The sequence below is a fragment of the Pseudomonas sp. GW822-FHT01E03 genome (assembly GCF_058802985.1).
Genome location: NZ_JBXAOQ010000023.1, coordinates 1 through 22,675, shown reverse-complemented (window position 1 = coordinate 22,675; position 22,675 = coordinate 1). Strand labels below are relative to the sequence as shown.

The window sequence follows — 22,675 nt, the reverse complement described above, 5'->3', positions numbered from 1 at the left end:
TGAACGGACCCTATAAATTGTGAACGTTCTGCTTGAATCCAAGACAACAAAAAAGGGCCCACCTTTCGGTGAGCCCTTCTAGACCGCCCAGCAGAGCGGATTTTGTTTGGTAGGCGCGATTGGACTCGAACCAACGACCCCCACCATGTCAAGGTGGTGCTCTAACCAACTGAGCTACGTGCCTGCTGTGAGGCGGCATTCTACGGAATTCCGGAGGGGTGTCAACACCTTTTTTCGCGCTAACCCTATGAATATGCAAAATATTTAATTTTGCCGGTACAAAGAAGAATTTCCGGGTGCTGGCGGGCGATTTTCAACTCGGGTAGGATCAACGCACTCGTAAAATATATTAAACAGAGGCTGCCGGATGGCTAACACTCCCTACCCAGAATCCTATTACGCCGCATCGGCCAATGCGGTTCCACCGCGCCCGGCGTTGCAGGATGACGTGGAGACCGATGTCTGTGTGATTGGCGCCGGTTATACGGGGCTGTCCGCTGCCCTGTTTCTGCTGGAGAACGGCTTCAAGGTCACGGTGCTCGAGGCTGCCAGGGTGGGTTTCGGGGCGTCCGGGCGTAATGGCGGCCAGATCGTTAACAGCTATAGCCGCGATATCGATGTCATCGAGCGCACGGTCGGTCCCAAGCAGGCCCAGTTGCTGGGGCAGATGGCGTTCGAGGGTGGGCGAATCATTCGTGATCGGGTCGCCAGGTACAACATCCAGTGCGACTTGAAGGACGGTGGCGTGTTCGCCGCGATGACTGCCAAGCAGATGGGTCATCTCGAATCCCAGAAGCGCCTGTGGGAGCGTTTCGGGCACACCCAGCTTGAGTTGATGGATCAACGCCGCATCCGCGAAGTGGTGGCTTGCGACCAATACGTCGGCGGGATGCTCGACATGAGTGGCGGTCATATCCATCCGCTTAACCTGGCGCTGGGTGAAGCGGCGGCGGTCGAGTCCCTGGGTGGGACGATTTATGAGCAGTCGCCGGCCATACGCATCGAGCGCGGCGCCAGCCCGGTGGTGCATACACCGCAGGGTAAGGTCCGGGCCAAATTCATCATCGTCGCCGGCAACGCTTATCTGGGCAATCTGGTGCCGGAACTGGCCGCCAAGTCGATGCCTTGCGGAACGCAGGTGATTACCACCGAGCCATTGGGTGAAGAACTGGCCAAGACATTGCTGCCTCAGGATTACTGCGTCGAAGACTGCAATTACCTGCTCGACTACTACCGCCTCAGCGGCGACAAGCGTCTGATTTTCGGTGGTGGCGTGGTGTATGGCGCGCGGGATCCGGCGAACATCGAAGCGATCATCCGGCCGAAGATGCTCAAGGCCTTCCCGCAGCTCAAGGACGTGAAGATCGATTACGCGTGGACGGGCAACTTCCTGCTGACCCTGTCGCGCCTGCCCCAGGTCGGACGCCTGGGCGACAACATCTACTATTCCCAGGGCTGCAGCGGCCATGGCGTGACCTACACGCACCTGGCGGGCAAGGTGCTGGCCGAAGCGCTGCGCGGCCAGGCCGAGCGTTTTGACGCCTTTGCCGACCTGCCCCACTACCCGTTCCCCGGCGGCCAGTTGCTGCGCACACCGTTTGCGGCATTGGGTGCGTGGTATTACGGATTGCGGGATAAATTCGGGTACTAAGCGACACGCAATACATTGTGGGAGCGAGCCTGCTCGCGATATCGGTCTGGCAGCCAACGAATGTGTTGGATGTTACGACCTCATCGCGAGCAAGCTCGCTCCCACAATGATTTTTTGAATACCCGCAGATGTTGCGTACACCCGCTCCCACAGGTTTTGGGGGTTAGAGACGATCTCGTGGGATACCGCTTCGGATCCGCAAGATATCGGCCAGTACCGCCAGCGCGATCTCTGCCGGCGTCTTGCTGCCCAGGTTCAGCCCGATGGGAGCATGAATCCGCCCCAACTCGACATCCCCCAGACCACCGATGCGCCGCAACCGCTCGAAGCGCTTTTGCGAGGTCTGCATGGAGCCCATCACACCGATGTAAAACGCGTCGGTGCGCACTGCCTCCATCATCGCCAAATCGTCGATACGTGGATCGTGGGTCAACGCCACCACCGCCGTGTCGCTGTGGCAACCGCCGTCAGCGATGAACACCGACGGCAGTTGACGGCGAATCTCCACATTTTCCAGCACGACGCCTTCGAGCACTTCGTCCCGCGGGTCACACAGAATCACCTCGAACCCAAGCCCCACGGCAAACTCCGCACAGGCCTGGGCGACACTGGAATACCCTGCCAACAGCAAGCGCTGGGCCGCGCCGACGCGTACACGCACCCGGTCGATTTCACGCTCGATACGCACACCCTGTTCACGATCATCGAACAGGCTGCGCGCACCGCTTTGCAGATCAACCTCGCGGATCAACCGACGTCGGCCCAACAGTGCCGACTCCAGCTCCCGCAGATGCGCTTGCACCTCGCAATCGGCCTCGAGCTTCTCGACCAGCACGTCCAGCACCCCGCCACAGGGCAGGCTGACGCGTGAGCGTGGATCGTCGCCTTCGCCGTAACGAACAACGCTGACTGGCTCCAGAAACGCGCCCTCGGCGACTCGCTCGAGAAAGTCTTCCTCGACACAGCCACCGGACAGCGAGCCAATCCAGTGCCCCTGCGTGTTCACCGCCAGCAGCGAACCCGGTGCGCGCGGTGCCGAGCCGTAAGTGGCCAGCACCGTACACAGCCAGATGCGCTGACCAGCCGCCGACCACTCCAGCGCCCGACGCACCACTTGCAGATCCAGATGCTGCATATCAGTGGGCCTTGTGCTCGAGCGGCGGCGCATCGGCCCGCAACTTCTGCACGTCGTTCACTGCCAGATCATTCGGCTGACCACCCCAGCCCTGACGCAGGTAGTTCAGCAGGTCCGTGAGTTGTTCGTCATTCAGCTTGTCGACAAACCCTGGCATCGGTTGCATATGTTCGAAACCGGAGAACTTCTGCTCACCGATACCGTCGTCGATCACCCGCACCAGGTTGCGCGGATCTTCCAGGCGCAGCGTGGTGTTGCCGCGCATGGCGACGGCGATGTGCGGTTTGCCCTCACCGCCCGGTGCATGGCAACCGGCGCAGACATTCAAATATTCCTGACGGCCACGCTGGGCGCTCGGGCTCAGTTTGTCCAAAGGCACTTCGACGAGCACTTTCGCCGCAGGCGGCTGATCGCCGAGCAGGAAAGTCGCCATCGCCGCCAGATCCGGATCGCTGAGGCCCTGGGTGCTGTTGTGGAACACCGGGAACATCTCGTTGAACATCGTGCCCTGGGCGCTCATGCCGTGCTTGAGGAACGAGCTCAGGTCCTGATGATTCCAGCCACGGGCCGCCAGATCTGTCGCCAGCAGGCTCGGCGCCAGATAACCATTGAGAATGCCGCCGGTCATGCGTTTGTCCATCTGCATAGCACCGGGCAGGCCGCGCGGGGTGTGGCACTCGCCACAGTGCCCCAGCACGTCGACCATGTACTGACCGCGCTTCCAGGCTTCGCTTTTGCCTTCAGCCGGTTCCAGCTTCACGTCCTTGCCGTACATCATGTTCCAGCCCATCAGGCCCAGGCGCACGTTGAACGGGAAGCTCAGGCTGGTGACCGGTGCTGCGCGCTCGATCGGCTCGACGGTTTTCAGGTAGGCATGAATCGCGTCGGAATCTGCACGCGGGATCAGGTGATACGAGGTGTAGGGCATCGCCGGATACAGGTTCGCGCCATCACGGCGCTTGCCTTCGGTCAGCGCGGCGAAGAACTCGTCATCGTTGTACAGACCGATACCGTGCTCTTTGCTCGGGGTGATGTTGGTGCCGTAGATCGTGCCGAACGGCGACACGATCGGCAGGCCGCCCGCGTACGGCGCGCCACCCGGTGCGGTGTGGCACGCCATGCAGTCGGCGGCGCGGGCGAGGTACTCGCCTTGCTTGACCTGTGCATCATCGGCGTGAGCTGCCACCACAGGCGCAGCCAGACCAACCGCCAACGCCAGGCGGCTAAGTAGAAGCTTCATGCTTAACCCTCCTTGACCAGGCCGAGATCGGTCAGCACGTTGCGGGTGGCGCTGTAGTAGCGCACGTACCCGGTGCAACGGCAGATGTGATGACCGAGGCTGTCCTCGATGACTTTTTCCAGTTGGCTTTTGACGATGGGCTGACGCTGCAGCTTTTCCACCAGCACGGTCGCGGCATTCACGAAGCCCGGCGCGCAGTAGCTGCACTGGAAGGCGAACTCGTCGACGAAGCGCTGCTGGATCGGGTTCAGCTCGGTGACCTTGCCCTGCTCGTCGCAGGTCGCATGGCCTTCGATGGTCCGAACCTTCTTGCCTTCGAAATAGTGCGCGCCGGTGATGCAGGTGCGCACTTCTTCACTGGTGCCGTCCGGGTTGTCGACGATCACCACGCAGGCGTGGCAGATGCCCTGGCCGCAGCCCAGGCGCGAACCGGTGAGGTTCTTGTATTCGTGCAGGTAGTCGATCATCGGCAGGTCATCAGGGATGTCCACCGGGCCGACGGATTGACCGTTGAGGGTCAGTTGAAGCGGACGGTTAGCCATTGAGGGCCTCCTTGATGCGTGCAGAAGTGATAGGCAGGTCGCGGACACGTTTACCGATGGCATGGGCCACGGCGTTACCGATGGCACCGACCACCGGGATCATCACCACCTCGGCGATGCCCTTGGACGGGTCGCTCGGCGACAATGGCGGCAGGATTTCCGCAGTCTGTTTCCACACCGCGACGTGACGCGCCATCGGCAAGCGGTAACGGTTGAAGTTCCAGTCACCCTCCCCCGGCCCGCCTTCGTACAACGGCATCTCTTCCATCAGCGCATGGCCGATGCCCATGGCGATCCCGCCTTCGAGCTGACCCCTGACCAGTTCTTCCACCAGCACCCGACCGCACTCGACCCACGAGTGATGGTTGAGTACCGACACTTCGTTCGAACCCTTGTTGACCTTCACTTCCACCAGCGTCGCGACCGGGCTGTAGTAAGTCACCGCCGCGTTGTTCAGCTGGGTCGCCGGGTAGGCGATGCCCTGCCGATCCAGCAGATGGAAACCGGCGCTGTTCATCTGCGCCTTCTTCGCCTTCGGTGCACCGTCGCCGTACTTCACGGCCAGACCGTCGAGCGGCAAGCGCTCACGCACGCCGTCGATGCTGAACTCGGCCTCGGCCCAGCTCCAGCGGTTGAAACCGTGCACAGTGGCGCCGCTCACCAGGCCACGTTCGTGAACGCGCTTGGCCAGCATGGCGAAAGGCAGTGGCTCCATACCGTTGGCCGTTAGCTTGCCGTCGACCCAATGGGCGTCTTCGCGACGCACCACGTAAGGGTTGGCCTGACCGCCGTAAGGGCCTTGTCGCCAGATTTCCAGCGCCGCCGGCCACAGGCCGTGGTTGAACAGCACGCGCGCCGCTTCACGGGTCGCGTGGCTGAAGTAGTACGCCGAGTTGGTGGCCGACGAAGCCGAAGCGACCTTGCCGACCCAGCGCGGATTGCGCAGGAAGTTGTCCTGCTCGGCCTGGCTCATGATGTACGGGTTGCCGCCACTGACCAGCTGCAACTCTTTCCATTCGGTTTCGCCGGTCTTCACTTCGTGCGCCGGAACACCGAGGAAATCGGCCACGACCATGGCCTGGGAGGTGGACATGCCGGTGCCGATTTCGATACCGATGTGGCGCAGGCTGATGCGACCTTCGGCGGTGAATTCAATGCTGGCCATCGGCGCTTCGGAACCGGTGCCGAAGTCTTTCTGGCAGATGGCGAAACCCACCCCGTACCAGTTGTCCGGATCGGCGGCTTCGCGTTGTTTCTTGATCGCGTCGCGGTTTTTCCAGGTGTCGTGGACTGCCGCCTTGTCGAGAATCTCATGCAGGCGCAAGGCACCGGCCGGGATCGCGCCCTGGGTGTTTTTCATGCCCGAGCGCAGTGCGTTCTTGCGACGCAGCTCGATGGCATCGACACCGAGGCGACCGGCGATTTCATCGACCATCATCTCGGTCGCCGCCATGCTTTGCAGGGTGCCGTAGCCACGCATCGACCCGGCCTCAACGGCGCGGGAGTGATAAGCCGTGACCTGCAGATCGTTCTGCGGCATGTAGTAGATCGACTGTGCCGCCGTGGCGCCCACCGCAGCCACCGATGGGCTGTAGTTGATTCGTCCGCCACCGTCGACGCTCATCTCGGAGCGGAAAATCTTGAAGCTGTGGTCGTTCTTGTCCACCGCCAATTGGTAGCGAATGTCGAACGGGTGACGCTTGATGCCACTCTGGAACTGCTCGTAGCGGTCGTTGGCCAGGCGTACCGGTACACCCGCGCCGTACAACGCCGCGAGGGCTGCGTAGTAGACGAAAATGTTGTGGTCCTTGGAGCCGTAACCGACGGTGTAACCCGGATGCATGTTCAGGTTGGCCAGGCCGAAACGCGACGGCGCGATCATCTTCGCGGTTTCGGTCGCGGCTTCCAGCGGACACTGGGTGGCGACGACGAAATGCAGGGTCTTGGTGGTCGGGTCGTACCAGCCGTTGCCGTTGTCAGGCTCCAGGGCGGCCGGTTCGATCGACGGGGTCTTGTAGCGTTCGTCGAACACCAGCCAGTTGTCCGGCGGCGTATCGATCTGCTGCTTCATGCGCTCGGCGTAGAACAACCCGCGCTCGGTCAGATTGCCGTGCAGGTTCGGCTGGGAGTTCCACACCGGACGACGGTTTTTCAGCATCGGGAACAGAATCGAATCCTTGAGGCTGGCGAATTCGTCTTCGTCCGCCGAAGTCGCGCCGCCGACGCGCACGTAGCGGAAGCTGCCGTACGGATCGCCTTCGTAGAACGGCACCTGGGCACCGTAACGAATCGCCTTGTCATTGAATTTGAGTTGGTTCTTGGCCTGACGGAAGCGCTCGAAGTCGTTCCAGATCAGGATCGCCACCGGGTGCCCGATGAACATCGGCACCTTGCCGGCAGGCAACAGCGGATCCGGGGCGTGCTCCTCGGGGAACACGATACCGTCCTTGACCAGGTCTTCGGCCGTGACGATGCGGTCCGGTTGCAACTCGGCACCGAGCCACGACAGGTCGATGCCTGCAAAGATGTGGTCGGCCTTGATGGTTTTGAGCAGCATGGCGTGGCCTTGCTGCTGCGGCCAGCCCGGCATGTCCTTGGCGCGGATGTCGCGGGCAAAGACCTTGCTGCCGCAGACCTTGGACAAGGCATCGTTACGGGCGCGCGCCTTGCCATTGTTGCCGAGCCACTGCTCGGACGGCACGGTCACGCTGTTTTCCATCAAGGCGGCCAGCGCCTGGCTGCTCAATGGTGTGAGCGTCACGCTCACACCCGCTACCAGCCCGCCCTGAAGGAACGAGCGCCGGGATATATCACGGTTGGACATGGATCATCCTCTGGGCGGTTATGGGGTCCGCCCTTCTGGTTATGTTCTGGAAATCTCGAGTCTTGCAGAAGCCCTTTTCGACGATGCAAAGGGCTGTTGTTGACAGTGCAAAGCTGACCGAAAGGTTAAGTTTATAGGCTTATGCCTTCGCGGAAAACTAAAAACTGACCAAGAAATCAAAAAACCGCGGCTTTTCGTCGCAGCAGATCGATGAACAACCCCAACTCCCGGCTGATGTGCTCGCCCTTGCGCAACAACAACCCGAAGGGCGCCATCTGCACATCCAGTTCCACCGGCAGCGCCACCACCAGGCCCATTTTAAGATAGTCGCGCAATGCGGTTTCCGACAGGACCATGATCGCGTCGGTCAGCTGAATCAGTTGCTGCATGGAGTACACCGAACTGCATTCGATGATGTCTGCCGGCAACGGCAACGCCAGGCGCTGCAACGCCTGATCCAGACCGATGCGCGCCGGACTGGTTTCCGGTTGCAGGATCCACGGCCAACCGCTGACCAGCTCCGCCATCTCCAGTTTTTTGCGTCGCGCCAGCGGGTGGCCGGCGTGCACCACCACCAGCAAGCGTTCGTTACCCAGTTGCTCGAAGACGTAATGCTCACTGTCGGTGGCGGCATTGCGCCGGGCGATGGCAAGGTCGATGCGACCCTGTTCCAGCAACTGGATCACCTGGTCGCTGGTGTCGCCCATGATGCGGATCCGCAGCTGCGGATTGAGCGACTTGATTTCAGCAATCGAATCCATCACCAGGCCCGGCGCCGCGCCCATGATGGTACCGATCGACAGATAGCCGTAGCCGCCCAGCTGCCGCGCCATCAGATCCTCGGCACAACGGTCGAGGCCACTGAGGGCCGACTCGGCAAAGCGAATCAGCTCCTGGCCCAACGCTGTCGGGCGCATCCCCCGCGGCAGGCGTTCGAACAGATCGCAGCCGAACATGTCTTCAATCTCATGGAGCATGCGGGTTGCCGCCGGTTGCGACATGTTCAGGCTTTGCGAAGCGCGGTGCAGGTTCTGGCTGCTGCTGAGCGTCACCAACATGTGCAGATGCTTGTAACGCAGGCGATTGAGCAGGCTGCGGGAGATGATCGGCGTGGTCATGACGGGCCTTTTTTATCGATACCCTGAAGGTATCAGTTGTGAGCTAGATTCGATTTGTAACGCATCGATCAGCGGCCGTACAGTCTTCCCCATAAGAACAAATGCCCTACCAAAGGAAAACTGCGATGAAGACTCTACCCGCGCCTCTGCTCGCCAAAATTTCCTGGCGGCTACTCCCGTTTCTCCTGCTGATGTACATCATGGCCTTCCTCGACCGCGCCAACGTCGGGTTCGCCAAACAAGCCTTTCAAGCCGACACCAATATCAGCGATGCCGCCTTCGCCTTCGGCGCCGGGGTGTTTTTCGTGGGTTACGCGTTGCTTGAAGTGCCGAGCAACCTAATCCTGCACCGCGTCGGCGCCCGCCTGTGGATGTGCCGGATCATGGTCACCTGGGGGCTGGTCTCCGCCGCCATGGTCTTCGCCCACACAGAAACCAGCTTCTACATCCTGCGCTTTCTGCTGGGCGTGGCCGAAGCCGGCTTCTTCCCCGGCGTGATCCTCTACCTCACCTACTGGTTCCCCAGCGCCGTGCGCGGCAAGGCCATGGGTTTCTTCTATTTCGGTGCACCGCTGGCGTTCATCTTCGGCAGCCCGCTGTCCGGCCTGCTGCTGGAGCTGGACGGCTTCGCCGGCTTCCACGGCTGGCAATGGCTGTTTGCCGTTGAAGGCCTGATGGCGACGGCTGTGGGCATCTGGGCCTACTGGTACCTGGACAACCGCCCGGCCGACGCCAAGTGGCTGACCGTCGAGGAACGCCAACAAGTGCAAAGCCTGCTCGATCAGGAAGACAGCCATAAACAGAACCACGGCCGCAGCCTGCTCAACGTGATCTGCCAACCCTCGGTGCTGTACCTGTGCCTGATTTACCTGCTGATCCAGGCCAGCGTCTATGGCGTGGTGTTTTATCTGCCGAGCCAGGTCGGAGGGCTGCTGGGGACCAAGGTCGGGCTGATGGTCGGCCTGGTGACAGCGATCCCCTGGATCTGCGCATTGATCGCCGCCTACCTGATTCCCGGCTACAGCGACCGCACCGGCGAACGCCGCCGCACCGCGTGCCTGACCTTGCTCATGGCTGCCGCCGGGATCGCCTGCTCGGTGACCTTCAGCAACCCGCTGCTGGGGATCATCGCCCTGTGCTTTGCCGCCTCCGGCTTCATCGCCGTGCAACCGGTGTTCTGGACCTTCCCCTCCAGCTACCTCGCCGGTAGCGCCGCTGCGGCCGGGATCGCCCTGATCAACTCGTTCGGCGCTCTCGGTGGCTTCATCGCCCCGGTGCTGAAGAACTGGGCCGAGGGCGCCTTCCACTCACCGGCAGCAGGCTTGTACGTGCTGGCCGCTACCACCGTCATCGCCGCGTTGCTGGTGCTGGGCATACGCGCGCCCGGCCATAAAGCCTCGAACAAACCGGCCACCGTTTAAACCTGAGGAGTCACACCATGGGCATTCCAACCATCAAACACGTCCGCGCTTTCACTCTGCGAGGCGGCGGCGCGGATTATCACGACCAGGCCGACGGCCACTGGATCGACGATCACATCGCCACGCCGATGAGCAAATACCCTGAGTACCGCCAGAGCCGCCGCACCTTCGGCATCAACGTACTCGGCACCCTGGTGGTGGAAATCGAAGCCAGCGACGGCACCGTCGGTTTTGCCGTGACCACCGGTGGCGAACCTGCCGCGTACATCGTCGAGAAACACCTGGCGCGCTTCCTTGAAGGCGCCCGGGTCACCGACATCGAAAAAATCTGGGATCAGATGTACCAGTCGACCCTGTATTACGGGCGCAAGGGCATCGTCATCAACACTATCTCCGGCGTCGACCTGGCGCTGTGGGACTTGCTCGGCAAGATCCGCCAGGAGCCCGTGCATCAGTTGCTCGGCGGTGCGGTGCGCGACGAGTTGCAGTTCTACGCCACCGGCGCCCGTCCGGACCTGGCGCAGAAAATGGGTTTCATCGGCGGCAAGATGCCGCTGCACCACGGCCCGGCCGAGGGCGAGGAAGGCCTGCGCAAGAACCTCGAAGAACTGGCCACCATGCGCGAACGTGTCGGCCCGGACTTCTGGCTGATGCTCGATTGCTGGATGAGCCTGGACCTCAACTACGCCACCAAACTGGCGGTTGGCGCCCACGAATACGGCTTGAAATGGATCGAAGAAGCCCTGCCGCCGGACGACTACTGGGGCTACGCGGCCCTGCGCAACAACGTGCCCAAAGGCATGCTGGTGACCACCGGCGAACACGAAGCCACGCGCTGGGGTTTCCGCATGCTGTTGGAGATGGGCTGCTGCGACATCATCCAGCCGGATGTCGGCTGGTGCGGCGGGATCACTGAACTGGTGAAGATCTCGGCCCTGGCCGACGCCCACAACGCGCTGGTCATCCCCCACGGCTCTTCGGTGTACAGCTACCACTTCGTCGCCACCCGGCATAACAGCCCGTTCGCCGAATTCCTGATGATGGCGCCGAAGGCTGACGAAGTGGTGCCGATGTTCCACCCGCAATTGCTCGGCGAACCGGTGCCGGTCAATGGCCGCATGCGCCTGTCCGCGCTCGACCAGCCAGGTTTCGGCGTGACCCTCAACCCCGAATGCCAACTGCATCGGCCGTATAACCGCTGAGAAAGGAGTTCGACATGAACATGCCGCACAACGCGTTCAAGGCCGCGCTGAACAGCTCAGCGACCCAATATGGCATCTGGGCCGGGTTCGCCACCGGCTACGCCGCCGAGATCGTCGCCACCACCGGTTACGACTGGATGCTGATCGATGGCGAGCACGCGCCCAACACCGTGCCCGGAGTACTCGCTCAGTTGCAGGCCGTGGCGCCTTACTCGACCGCGCCAGTGGTGCGCGCAGTGAATGGCGATGCCAACCTGATCAAGCAACTGCTGGACATCGGCGCACAGACGCTGATGATCCCGATGGTCGAAACCGCCGAGCAGGCACAGGCACTGGTGCGCGCCATGCGCTACCCGCCCCACGGTATTCGCGGTGTCGGCGGCGGCCTGACCCGCGCCACCCGCTGGGACGGCGTGCCGGACTACCTGAATACCGCCCACGAACAACTGTGCCTGATCGTGCAGGTGGAATCGCGCACCGGCGTGGAAAACGTCGCAGCGATTGCCGCCGTCGAAGGTGTGGATGCGGTGTTTATCGGCCCGGCGGATTTGTCGATCGGCCTGGGCCACGCCGGCAACCCCGGCCATCCGGAAGTCCAGGAGCGGATTCAATACGCGGTGAACGCCACGCTGGCGGCCGGCAAGGCCTGCGGCATCCTCGCCCCCAATGAAGAAGACGCCCGCCGCTACCAGCGCTGGGGCTGCCAGTTCATTGCAGTGGCCATCGACATCAGCCTGCTGCGCCAAGGCGCCATGGCCACCCTCGCCCACTACCGTGAACCCGCCACCACTCAAGCGCCGTCACGCACTTACTGATCTGCCAAGGAGTCGCACCATGTCATCCGTGCCTGTTTACGAAAACTTCATCGACGGCCAGTTCGTGGCCAGCGCTGCCCATCTCGATGTGATCAACCCGGCCACCGGCGCCGTGCTGTCGAAAGTCCCGGCCTCGACCGCCGAGGACGTCGAGCGCGCCCTCGCCGCCGCCCGTGCCGCCCAGAAAGGCTGGGCGCGCAAACCGACCAATGATCGCGCCGGTTACTTGCGCCGGATCGCTGCCAAACTGCGGGAAAACGTCGCGCACCTGGCGCGCACCATCACTCTGGAACAAGGCAAGATCAGCGGGCTGGCGGAAGTCGAAGTCAATTTCACCGCCGACTACCTCGACTACATGGCCGAATGGGCCCGGCGCATAGAAGGTGAAATCATCACCAGCGACCGCCAGAACGAAAACATCTTCCTGTTCCGCAAACCGTTGGGCGTGGTGGCCGGGATCCTGCCGTGGAATTTCCCGTTCTTTCTGATCGCTCGCAAGATGGCCCCGGCCCTGCTGACCGGCAACACCATTGTCATCAAGCCAAGCGAAGAAACCCCGAACAACTGCTTCGAATTTGCCCGACTGGTCGCCGAAACCGACCTGCCGCCCGGCGTGTTCAACGTGGTCTGTGGCGACGGGAAGGCCGGCGCCGCCCTGAGTTCGCACAAGGGCGTGGACATGATCAGCTTCACCGGCAGCGTCGACACCGGTTCGCGGATAATGGCCGCCGCCGCACCGAACATCACCAAACTCAACCTGGAACTGGGCGGCAAGGCACCGGCTATTGTGTTGGCGGATGCAGACCTCGACCTGGCCGTGAGGGCGATCCGCGATTCGCGCATCATAAACAGCGGGCAGGTGTGCAACTGTGCCGAGCGGGTGTACGTCGAACGCAAGGTGGCGGATCAATTTATCGAACGCATCGCAGCGGCCATGAGCGCGACCCGTTATGGCGACCCGATTGCCCAGCCCGACGTCGAGATGGGCCCACTGATCAACCGCCAGGGGCTGGAAAGCGTCAACCGCAAAGTCCGCACCGCATTGAGCCAGGGCGCAAGCCTGATCAGCGGCGGGCGGATGGCCGACCTGCCCAATGGCTTCCATTTCCAGCCAACGGTGCTGGCGGGTTGCCGCGCGGACATGGAGATCATGCGCGAAGAGATTTTCGGCCCAGTGCTGCCGATCCAGATAATCGACGACCTGGACGAAGCCATCGCCCTGGCCAATGACTGCGACTATGGCCTGACTTCGTCGATCTACACCCGCGACCTGAGCAAAACCCTGCAGGCCATGCGTGAACTGGATTTTGGCGAAACCTACGTCAATCGCGAGAATTTCGAAGCCATGCAAGGCTTCCATGCCGGCGTGCGCAAGTCCGGCATCGGCGGCGCGGATGGCAAGCATGGGCTGTACGAATACACCCACACCCACGCGGTCTATCTGCAAGGCTGAGCCTCGCACTTTCTGTGAAGGGTACGCGCCTATGCCATCGCTTAGGCGCCTGCCCCATCCTCCTGAAATGGGCATCTCATCGGCATTTCCCCGGGCGCAGCAATGGGCAGGTTGAACAGTACTCAGCGGGTTCGGTGGCCAGGTAATAAAAGCAACAGGTTCGGCGAAAGCGAATGCTGCGCTGCCCATCCTCCACCAGCGTCGGCGGTCGGCGGAAATGGCTCAGCGGGTTGTAATCGAGGCCGAACAGCGCAGGCTCGGCTTGGGTCAGCAACCAATTGAAATCCGCTTCATAGCGCTCGCGTACAGAAGGGTCGTCGATTTTTGCCATGCGTTTTTCATACAGCGAATACACGCGCACGGCGGTGTTTTCCCAGAGGATGCGGCGGGAGACGCCAGTAACGCGATTGAAGGTTAGCCACAACGGTTTCAGCATCCCGGCAAACAGCGCCTGCACGAGCGTTTCTCGCCAGGCCTCGCGTTCACCCTCCCCATAAGTCAGTGGCCGACCGTGTATCAGCGGCATCGAAGACGTCCACCCCCCCTCATCGTGACCGTATTCGATCACCGTGTTATCCAGGGACATTTGCAGCCCTTTGTCGTACACCGACATCGCGTACAGGCAGGCGCCGGTCGCCAGAAACGACAGGCGCTTGCCCAGCAGCGAGGCCGTGATCGCCCGGGTCGGCGAGCCGATCACCGGGCCCAGCGCATCCAGCAGTTGCTCGCACACGTCTTCCTGCAACAAGTCCCGGGCCATCAGCGAACGCAACGGGTCGCGCTCGTTGCCGTCCTTGAGCCGCAAGCCGCCGGACAACAGCGCCCACTCCGACACCGTGAAATGACAGGCCAGGCTCATTGCGGCAACTCCCGGCCAAACGGTATGCACAGCGGCGTTCCAAAGAACGGATCGGGAATGATCCGGCAATTGAGGTCGAACACGGTTTTGACCAAGGTCTCGGTCAACACCTCGTCGGGCCGCCCCTGGGCGAAGGCCGTCCGGTTGTGCACCGCCACCATGTGGTCGGCGTAACGACAGGCCAGGTTGAGGTCGTGCAGCACCATGATGATGGTTTTGTTTTCGAGCCGGTTGAGGTCGCGCAGCAGGTCCAGCACCTCGATCTGGTGCGCCAGGTCGAGAAAGGTGGTGGGTTCGTCAAGCAGCACGATACCGGTGTCCTGGGCCAGGGTCATGGCGATCCACGCGCGCTGGCGTTGCCCGCCGGACAGCGCGTCCACCGGTCGGTCCGCCAGTGTCTGCAGACTGGTTTGCGCCAGCGCGCGGTTGACCATGGCTTCGTCTTGCGCCGACCACTGTTGCATCCAGCTCTGATACGGATAACGCCCCAGCGCCACCAACTGCCTGACGGTGATGCCCTCCGGCGCGCTGGGGGTCTGGGGCAAAATGGCCAACTCCCGAGCCACGGCGGCCGTGGACTTTTGCTGGATATCCACACCGTTGAGAATCACCGAGCCCTGCTGCGGTTTGAGCAGTCGGGCGAAAGATTTGAGCAAGGTGCTTTTGCCGCAGCCGTTGCTGCCGATCAATACCGAAATCCTGCCCTGGGGCAGTTGCATGTCCAGCGCGTCAATAATCACCTGGCGCTGATAACTCAGGGTCAGGCCGCGACTTGCAATCGACGTCATACGTTGAATTCCTTAATGACGCTGTTTGATCAACAAATAGAGAAAAAAGGGTGTGCCCAGCACGGCGACAAAAATCCCGGCCGGCAGATCCAGCGGCAAAAACAGTACACGCCCGGCGAGGTCGGCCAGCACCACAAGATTTGCCCCGACCAACGCCGCCATCACCGCCTGACCACCGAAACCCGGGGTCACCAGACGTTTGGCAATGTGCGGCGCAATCAGCCCGACAAACGCAATCGCCCCGCCCCAGGCAATCGCCGCACCGGCCAATGCCACGCTCACCAGCAACAAGCCGGCGCGCAGCCACTGCACGCGCACGCCGATGCCTTGGGCCAGAGAGTCATCCAGTTGTTGCACCATCACCTGCCGGGCCAGCAGCACCAGCAGCGGGCAAATACCCAACAACCAGCGCCCCAGCGCCAGCGGTTCCGGCCAACTGGCGCCATACACGCTGCCGGTCAGCCAGACATAAGCCGACAGGGTCGTGGTCAGCGGACTGAAGACCAGAATGAAGGTGGTCGCGGCGGTCAACATCGCGCTGATGCCGACCCCGATCAACACCAGGCGCAGCGGTGAGGCCCCCTGTTTCCAGGCCAGCAGATAGATCGCCAATGCCGCCAGCCCGGCACCGAGCATCGCCGCCAGCGGCAGATACTGTTGGCCCAGTGCGACAGAGAAAAACGACAGATACAGCACTGCCGCCGCACTGGCGCCGCTGGTGATACCCAGCAGGTCAGGTGACGCCAGCGGGTTGCGAATGATGCTTTGCAGAATCAGCCCCGACACCGACAACGCCGCCCCCACCAGCGCCGCCAGCAGCATGCGCGGAAAGCGCAGTTGCTCGACGATGAACGTCAGGCTGGAGTCCTGGCTCGACAGCAAAATGCGCAGCACCTGCAATGGCGACAGCATGACTTTGCCCAGCGACAGCGAGGCGAGCATGATCAGCGCCGTCACCATCAGGGCTGCCAGCAAGCGCCACAACGTGGCGACATTGATCCGCCGGGAAAACCCGCTGCGGCGCCAGGTCAGGACCTTATCCATAACGACCTCCGCGCCGGGCCAGCAGAATGAAAAACGGTGCGCCGAACAACGCCGTCATCACACCCACAGGCACCTCCTGCGGCAGGATCAACACCCGCGACAAGGTATCGGCCAGCAGCAGGACAATCGCGCCGAGTAGCGCACTCCCCGGCAGCAACCAGCGATAATCGATGGACAAGCCCTTGCGCACCATGTGCGGCACCAGCAAACCGATAAACCCGATGCTGCCGGCCAGTGCCACGGCACTGCCCGCCAGACAGATCACCAGCACGCTCATCAGCAGCCGGATCAAGCCGGTTCGCTGACCCAAACCGGTGGCGATCTCCTCGCCGGCGTTAAGCACGTTGACCTGCCCCGCCAGCAACATCGCGCCGAACAATCCGAGTACGCCACACATCAGCAGTGGCGCGGCGACCGACAGGCTGCGCTCGGTCAACGAGCCCGCCAGCCAGAACAGCACCGTATCCAGGCCATCCTGATTGACCACCAGCAACGCCTGGCTGAATGCGGAGAACAACGCCGCCATCGCCGCTCCCGCCAACACAATGCGCAACGGGCTGAGACTGCCCTGCCCCATGTTGCCGATCAGCCACACCAGGCTGCCGGCCACGGCCGCGCCGATGAACGCACACCACAACCAGGCATCCGGGGATGACAGAGAAAACAACGAGGAGCACAGGATGATAAAAAAAGTCGCGCCGGCATTGATCCCGAACAAACCGGGGGACGCCAGCGGATTGCGCGTCAGTGCCTGCATCAAGGCCCCCGCCACGGCCAGGCTCGCGCCCACGGCCATCGCCATCAAGGTGCGCGACAGGCGTGTGGTGGTCACCAGCACATGGCTGACGCTCAGCGGGTCGGGATGCACGAAGGCTGCGGCAATTTGCGAAAGCGGAATCCAGGTCGCTCCGACTGCCAGGCTCAGCACACTGCTGAGGATCAACACGACCCCGGCACAGCACAGTTTCAAACCATTGCTCATCCGGCCAGGTCCGCCGTGACCAGCCGCGCAACGTCATCGAGCATCAGGTTCGCACCGAGCATCCCGCCCGACAGGCTCCAGGCCACTCCGTCGACCCGCCACACCTGCCCCTGTTGCGGCGCTCGCATTTGCTGCCACAGCGGATGCCGCACCAGGCTTTCATAATTTCGTTGCACTGCCGGTTTCTCCGCACGCAAGAAGACAAAGAAAATGTCGGCATTGACCACCGCCAGACTTTCCTTGCTGGTGAGTTTGATCGATACCCCGCTCGCCGCCCGACTGGCCTCACTCCAGCCGAACCCCAGTTCAGTGACTACCGAACCTGGAAAACTGGCCGGCAAATAACTGCGGATATGGTCTTCGCGGACATCCAGAATCGACACCGTCAGCGGCCAGCGCCCGGCAAACTTGTGCTGCAGTTGCTGGCGCAGTTGTGCCGTGCGCAACTGCCATCGGGCCAACACCTCGTCGGCCCGCTGCTGGCGGTGCAGGGCCAGGCCCATCAACGTCAGGGTCTTTTTGAATTCGAACACCTCCTCCAACATCACCACCGGGGCGATCTGCTTGAGCAAGGGTGCGATGCGCTCATGACGAAAGCGCGAGGCGACGATCACGTCCGGCTTGAGCAGCGCGATGTCCTCAAGGCTCGGCTGGGTTTCCAGCCCGACATGGGGCACCGGCTCCAGCGCCGAGCGCAGATAGCGATAGGTGGGCTTTTCACTCCAGGAATCGACGATGCCGCACGGTGTAATGCCCAACGCTACGGCGCTGTCCGTGGCACCCTGAAACAGGGTGATCACCCGCAGCGGCGCGGCGTCGGCCCGAGCCCACGCCGATGGGGTATACCTCAGCGCAAGCACGCCCAGGGAAAGGCGCAGCAGCGTGCGCCTGGAGGGCGTGTTGACCTGTTCGTTCTTGAGCGGGTAAGTGAGGCTGGGCATGCTCTTGTCCTCTGCAATCGATGCATGACACAACTCGGCAGCGCCCTTCCCTGTGGCGCAACGCACGGTTGAATCGATTCAGAAGTCGACGGTTGCCGAAAGGAGGTAGGTTCGTGGAGTCGCGAGCGTCAATCCAGGCTCGCTGTCATCCGAGGCCCCGGCAGAACTCCAGTAACGCTTGTCAGCCACGTTCTCGACATTGGCCCGCAGGGTGATGTTCTTTTCCTCGACCTTGAAGGCGTAGCGCGCGCCCACGTCGAAACGCGTCCAGGCATCGATTTCCTTGTTATTGGACTGGTCCAGATACTGCGAGCTGGAATAGATGCCGCGGCTGGTCAGGGTCAGGCCTTGTACATTCGGCACGTCCCACTCGGCACCCAGGTTGACGTTGTATTCAGGCGTGGCGGGAGCGCGGTTGCCGTCAAAAGTGCCCTTGGTGGTATTGGTCAGCTCGCTGTCGATGTACATGACGCCGCCGAGCAGGCGGAAACCTTTGAGTGGCTCACCGAACACACTGACTTCCACACCCTTGTTTTCACGTTTGCCGTTCGGGCCGAAAACCCGTGTCGTGGCGTTGGTTTCATAGGCCGGCTGCTTGATCCGGAACACCGCGGTGGTGATGGCGAATGCACCCGCATCATATTTGGCGCCGACCTCGACCTGCCGACTGATGAACGGCGGGAAGATCTCGTCTTCGTTCACCGAGGTCGACGGCGCGATCTTGCCCTGGCTCAAGCCTTCCATGTAGTTGGCATACAACGAGAGCTTATCGGTGGCCTTGAACAGGATGCCGCCCGATGGCGAAACCTTTTCCTCATCGTAGGCCGTGTCGCCTTTGACATTATCCGTCCAGTCGTCGACCTGAACTCGCTGCCAGCGGGCGCCGAGGGTCAGCAGTACCCGATCGTCGAAGAAACCCAATGTGTCGGACAACGCCACGCTGCTGGAGCGGTTCTCGGTATACACCTCGGAATCGAGTCGCGTGGGGGTAATGGGTGTCGGTGTTTGCACCGGGTTGTAGATGTTGCTCGGGGCGGCGGCGTAACGGGCGCCGCCGTTTTCGAAGTCCATGTAGAAATAGCTGGCCGCCAGGTTGATTTCATGGCTCACCGGACCGGTATGGAACCAGTTTCGCACCCCGACGTTGGCCGTGCGGACATTTTCGTCTCGGGTGAAGTCACGTGGCAGAACGCTGAAATTACCCGCGTTGTTGGTGACCGCTACGGCGTGCCGGAGGAAGTCATGATTACTTTTACGCGCGCCCGCACCGGCGTACACCATGACGGAATCGCTGACATCGTACTCGCCGGTCACCGTACCGAAGGTGTCCTTGGTCCGCGCCTTGCTCCACGGCTGCGCATAGTTGTGGCGAACATCGCTGGCATGGGGAACCTGGGCGTTGGCGCCCACCTGCACGCGTTCCTGCGGGGCGTCGGTGTCACGCTCGTTATGTCCGACGTCGGTCGAGAGCCGCAGGCGTTCACCGCGAAAATCCAGGCCCAGCACCGCCATCTCGCGGTCAACGCTCTGGTGATCCCATTCGGTGTCGCCGGACTGCTTCACGCCGTTGAAACGAACACCGAACATGTCCCCCTCACCAAAGCGCCGACCGATGTCCACGGCCCCGCCGACCTGGCTATCGGAAGCATAGTTGCCGGTAAACGACGTAATGGGCACGTCGGTGGCGCGCTTGGGCACCACATTGATCCCGCCACCCACGCTGCCCCGCGGCGAGATGCCATTGATGAGCTGGCTCGGGCCTTTGAGGATGTCGACGCGGTCGGCCATCTCCATATCAATGGTGTAAGTCGGCAGGATGCCGTAGAGACCGTTGTAGGAGACATCACTGTTGAACAGGCTCATTCCGCGAATGGTGAACTGCTCATACCGCCCACCCGCCGGGTTGGTGGCGCGAACCGAGGGATCGCTGGCGACGAGGTCGCCCAAGGTACGCGCCTGCAGGTTTTTCACCAACTCACTGGTGTAGGTGGTCTCGCTGAACGGCGTCTCCATGAAGTCTTTCGAGCCCAGCAAGCCTTGCGATCCACGGCGTGCGACCTGCCCGCCGACATACGGATCACCGTGCGCCGTGTCCGCCGTCGCATAAATGGAGGTAGCGCCCAGTTGCAGGGTGCTGCCTGTTGGCGCCGGGGTCAGCATGTACGCCTGCTCGCCCACCGGCAGCAGTTGCAGACCGGAACCCTGTAGCAGTTGGGCGAAGCCCTCCTCCACCGCGAAGTCGCCGGAAAGACCGGGGCTGGTGCGCCCGCTCACCAGTGCCGGGTCCACTGACAGATTGACCCCTGCCAGCCCCGCGAAACGGGTCAGCGCAGCGTCGAGGCTACCGGCTGGCACCTGATAGCTGCGGCGCGGCGCGTCTTCGGCCCAACCGGCAGTGATGAACAATGGACAGGCACTCAGGCTCAACAACAGACTCAAGTGCAACAACGGGCGCAACCTGGATGGAGCCGGACGCATACTGCAAGACATCACTGCGGGCATTGTGAATCTCTCTGATTTCGTTTCACTTACCTTGAAAGACAAGCGGCACGAAAAAAGGGGACACGCTTTAAACACTATTTTTTCGCGGTACCAGCGTTACCCAATAACGCGTACGCGAATGCACTTCCAGTGGCAGGCTGGCCGCCAACAGAGCCAGAACGCGATCGGTGTCTTCAAGGCGGAAACTGCCGGTGATGCGCAGCGATTCCAGCTCTGGCGCCCAACGCAATACACCCGGACGATAGGTGCCGAGTTCACGCAGAAAATCCCCCAGGGGCTGGTTCTGCGCCATCAGCACACCGTCACGCCAGCCTGGGGCCAGCACGTCGAATGGCTCCACGGCACCCGCACCCGCCGCTTGAAGGCCGACCTGCTGACCGCCGCGCAACGAAAAGACCGGCCCGCGCAGAGGCTGCAACTGCACCGCGCCGTTGAGCACTGACACTTTGCAACCCGCCTGCCCCTGACGAACACACACCTCGCCCTGACTGACGACCACCTGCCCGAAGCGCGTGAAAATCGTCAGCGGCGAGGCCCCGGGCACATTCAGTGCAATTTCGCCTTCCACGAGGGTCAGGCGTCGGTGCTTCAGGTCGATATCGACGGCACTGGCAGTATTCAATTGCACAGAGCTGCCATCGGCCAACCGGACTTTTTTGCTTTCCCCGGTGGCGGTCCGCAGGTCGGCACTCCAGGCGTCCAGAGGCAACTGTCGACTGATCAGCCAAGCGGTCGGCAGCAAAGCCACCGCCCCGACAGCGCGTTTGAGTACCGTACGTCTACTGACTTGTGGCCGGTCCAGACTGGCCATGGCAAGGGCCGATGGCAAGTCGGCAAAGCGTTGGCGCAAGAGTTGCGCTTTCTGCCAGGCTTGCTCGTGACTGGAATGACTATCGCGCCAGCTCTGCAGCTGCGCCCGGTCCTGCTCATTAGCGCAGCCGGATTCCATGAGGGCCAGCCACTGCGCGGCGACCCGCACGACTTGCCGGGCCTGAGCCGAAGGTGCCGAACCGTTCACATGTCCACCAGCAGGCAATGTTCGTAGGCTTGAGCCATGTAGCGCTTGATCGTGCGTTCCGATACTTGCAGTCGCTCGGCAATCTCTTGATAGCCCAGGCCTTCCAGCTGACTCAAGAGAAAGGCTCGGCGTACCGGGCCTGGCAATCCATCGAGCAATTCGTCCAAGGCTTGCAGGGTTTCCAGCAGGATCCAGCGTTGCTCGGGGGATGGCACGCAGTCCTCGGGCAGCAACGCCAATGCATCGAGATAGGCTTGCTCCAGGCTGCGGCGCTTGTAGAAGTTGGCCAGCAGCCGCTTGCCGACTGTTGCCAGGTAGGCGCGAGGCTCTTGCAGGTCGGCGATGCGCTGAGAGCTGGCGAGCAAACGAACAAAGGTATCCTGGCTCAGATCCGCCGCGTCGCTGCCATTGCCCATGCGTCGTCTCAACCATCCTTCGAGCCAGCTCCGGTGATCGCGGTACAGGTCGTGGAAGGTTTGCTCCGGCGGCATCGCTGCATCACTCATCTAAAGAAACCCTGCGCGAAGAAATATTTTAAATGCGACTCATTCTAATTAGTGTTGAGAGGTCAAACCAAGCCCTTTGTGCGATTCGCACCCGGTAAATGCTTGAATAATTGGATGACAGGCCGATATTTCGGCCGCGCGACGCCGGCTTATCGAGGCTGCGGATTATTGAGGGGGAGTTTTCAAGAGACAACGGAATTCACTGGCCATCCGCGCGTGGTCGGCGGATGCGAAACCGTGAGGGTCGTGAGGAAGTAGAAAAAGCCAAATCGCAGAAACAAAAAACCCCGGTCTTTCGACCAGGGTCTTTGCTATCGACTCGAAGTAACCAGTGGCTTCTTCGTAGCTCCAAGGCGTTCAGTGGGCCTCGGGGCAGATATGGCGCAGCGGACGGGACTCGAACCCGCGACCCCCGGCGTGACAGGCCGGTATTCTAACCGACTGAACTACCGCTGCGTATCGCTTTGAGCTGACGCTCAAGTAACTTGTCTGATTGAAAGCTCCGAGACTTTTCAATCTCTCTTTCAATCTCGAATCAAGGCATGCCTGACTCGGAAAATATGGCGCAGCGGACGGGACTCGAACCCGCGACCCCCGGCGTGACAGGCCGGTATTCTAACCGACTGAACTACCG

The 22,675-nt window shown here is 61.8% G+C and carries 18 protein-coding genes and 2 tRNA genes; 5 read left to right on the top strand and 15 right to left on the bottom strand.

From position 1 onward, the window contains the following. Window positions 1–107: 107 nt before the first annotated feature. Window positions 108–184: transfer RNA gene (locus AC1RP7_RS27305), tRNA-Val, on the bottom strand. Window positions 185–367: 183 nt separating this feature from the next. On the opposite strand from AC1RP7_RS27305, the gene AC1RP7_RS27300 reads away from it, so the two are divergent. Next, window positions 368–1,651 carry an NAD(P)/FAD-dependent oxidoreductase gene (locus tag AC1RP7_RS27300; RefSeq protein ID WP_090454245.1) on the top strand — a complete coding sequence of 428 codons (1,284 nt, stop codon included), beginning with the start codon at window positions 368–370 and terminating at the stop codon, window positions 1,649–1,651. Between the two features lie 163 nt (window positions 1,652–1,814). On the opposite strand, the gene AC1RP7_RS27295 is transcribed toward AC1RP7_RS27300, so the two are convergent. The 5 genes from AC1RP7_RS27295 to AC1RP7_RS27275 form a co-directional block, all read right to left on the bottom strand. Continuing rightward, window positions 1,815–2,786, bottom strand: a complete 972-nt coding sequence (locus tag AC1RP7_RS27295) for an XdhC family protein (RefSeq protein WP_493181894.1) — start codon at window positions 2,784–2,786, stop codon at window positions 1,815–1,817. Window position 2,787: 1 nt separating this feature from the next. Beyond that, entirely contained in the window at window positions 2,788–4,026 is a 1,239-nt protein-coding gene (locus AC1RP7_RS27290; protein ID WP_218496545.1) for a cytochrome c, read from the bottom strand. Window positions 4,027–4,028: 2 nt separating this feature from the next. Then, window positions 4,029–4,568, bottom strand: coding sequence for a (2Fe-2S)-binding protein (locus tag AC1RP7_RS27285; protein WP_015095868.1), 540 nt, complete (start codon window positions 4,566–4,568; stop codon window positions 4,029–4,031). Further along, a complete protein-coding gene (locus AC1RP7_RS27280) occupies window positions 4,561–7,392 on the bottom strand; it encodes a xanthine dehydrogenase family protein molybdopterin-binding subunit (RefSeq protein ID WP_493181890.1) in 2,832 nt (943 codons plus the stop codon). Before AC1RP7_RS27280 ends, AC1RP7_RS27285 begins: the two co-directional genes overlap by 8 nt. Before the next feature lie 176 nt (window positions 7,393–7,568). Then, window positions 7,569–8,510: a LysR family transcriptional regulator gene (locus AC1RP7_RS27275; RefSeq protein WP_057715562.1), complete on the bottom strand. Its 942-nt coding sequence runs from the start codon at window positions 8,508–8,510 to the stop codon at window positions 7,569–7,571. A gap of 125 nt (window positions 8,511–8,635) precedes the next feature. Here AC1RP7_RS27275 and AC1RP7_RS27270 point away from each other — a divergent pair, with 125 nt between their 5' ends. The 4 genes from AC1RP7_RS27270 to aldA are packed head-to-tail and all read left to right on the top strand — an operon-like array spanning window position 8,636 to window position 13,401. After that, the gene (locus AC1RP7_RS27270; RefSeq protein WP_090454238.1) at window positions 8,636–9,931 is read left to right on the top strand and encodes an MFS transporter; all 1,296 of its coding nucleotides are present in this window, start codon (window positions 8,636–8,638) and stop codon (window positions 9,929–9,931) included. Between the two features lie 17 nt (window positions 9,932–9,948). After that, on the top strand, window positions 9,949–11,133 hold the full coding sequence (rhmD, locus tag AC1RP7_RS27265; RefSeq protein ID WP_008067008.1) for an L-rhamnonate dehydratase: 1,185 nt from the start codon (window positions 9,949–9,951) through the stop codon (window positions 11,131–11,133). A gap of 14 nt (window positions 11,134–11,147) precedes the next feature. After that, a complete protein-coding gene (locus tag AC1RP7_RS27260) occupies window positions 11,148–11,948 on the top strand; it encodes an aldolase/citrate lyase family protein (protein WP_493181887.1) in 801 nt (266 codons plus the stop codon). Window positions 11,949–11,967: 19 nt separating this feature from the next. Further along, entirely contained in the window at window positions 11,968–13,401 is a 1,434-nt protein-coding gene (gene aldA / locus AC1RP7_RS27255; protein WP_493181884.1) for an aldehyde dehydrogenase, read from the top strand. A gap of 76 nt (window positions 13,402–13,477) precedes the next feature. On the opposite strand, the gene AC1RP7_RS27250 is transcribed toward aldA, so the two are convergent. The 9 genes from AC1RP7_RS27250 to AC1RP7_RS27210 form a co-directional block, all read right to left on the bottom strand. Beyond that, a complete protein-coding gene (locus tag AC1RP7_RS27250; RefSeq protein ID WP_493181881.1) occupies window positions 13,478–14,260 on the bottom strand; it encodes an IucA/IucC family C-terminal-domain containing protein in 783 nt (260 codons plus the stop codon). Then, window positions 14,257–15,048, bottom strand: coding sequence for an ABC transporter ATP-binding protein (locus tag AC1RP7_RS27245; protein ID WP_218496556.1), 792 nt, complete (start codon window positions 15,046–15,048; stop codon window positions 14,257–14,259). The genes AC1RP7_RS27250 and AC1RP7_RS27245 overlap by 4 nt, the downstream gene beginning before the upstream one ends. Before the next feature lie 12 nt (window positions 15,049–15,060). Continuing rightward, window positions 15,061–16,092: a FecCD family ABC transporter permease gene (locus AC1RP7_RS27240; RefSeq protein ID WP_340314166.1), complete on the bottom strand. Its 1,032-nt coding sequence runs from the start codon at window positions 16,090–16,092 to the stop codon at window positions 15,061–15,063. After that, complete coding sequence (locus AC1RP7_RS27235; RefSeq protein WP_493181879.1) at window positions 16,085–17,074, bottom strand: FecCD family ABC transporter permease; 990 nt, start codon at window positions 17,072–17,074, stop codon at window positions 16,085–16,087. Before AC1RP7_RS27235 ends, AC1RP7_RS27240 begins: the two co-directional genes overlap by 8 nt. Beyond that, on the bottom strand, window positions 17,071–18,015 hold the full coding sequence (locus AC1RP7_RS27230) for an ABC transporter substrate-binding protein (RefSeq protein WP_493181878.1): 945 nt from the start codon (window positions 18,013–18,015) through the stop codon (window positions 17,071–17,073). Before AC1RP7_RS27230 ends, AC1RP7_RS27235 begins: the two co-directional genes overlap by 4 nt. 78 nt (window positions 18,016–18,093) lie before the next feature. Then, entirely contained in the window at window positions 18,094–20,517 is a 2,424-nt protein-coding gene (locus tag AC1RP7_RS27225; protein ID WP_218496561.1) for a TonB-dependent receptor, read from the bottom strand. A gap of 67 nt (window positions 20,518–20,584) precedes the next feature. Further along, the gene (locus AC1RP7_RS27220) at window positions 20,585–21,535 is read right to left on the bottom strand and encodes a FecR domain-containing protein (RefSeq protein ID WP_493181876.1); all 951 of its coding nucleotides are present in this window, start codon (window positions 21,533–21,535) and stop codon (window positions 20,585–20,587) included. Then, entirely contained in the window at window positions 21,532–22,041 is a 510-nt protein-coding gene (locus AC1RP7_RS27215; RefSeq protein ID WP_218496564.1) for a sigma-70 family RNA polymerase sigma factor, read from the bottom strand. Before AC1RP7_RS27215 ends, AC1RP7_RS27220 begins: the two co-directional genes overlap by 4 nt. 379 nt (window positions 22,042–22,420) lie before the next feature. Next, window positions 22,421–22,497: transfer RNA gene (locus AC1RP7_RS27210), tRNA-Asp, on the bottom strand. Between the last annotated feature and the right edge of the window lie 178 nt (window positions 22,498–22,675).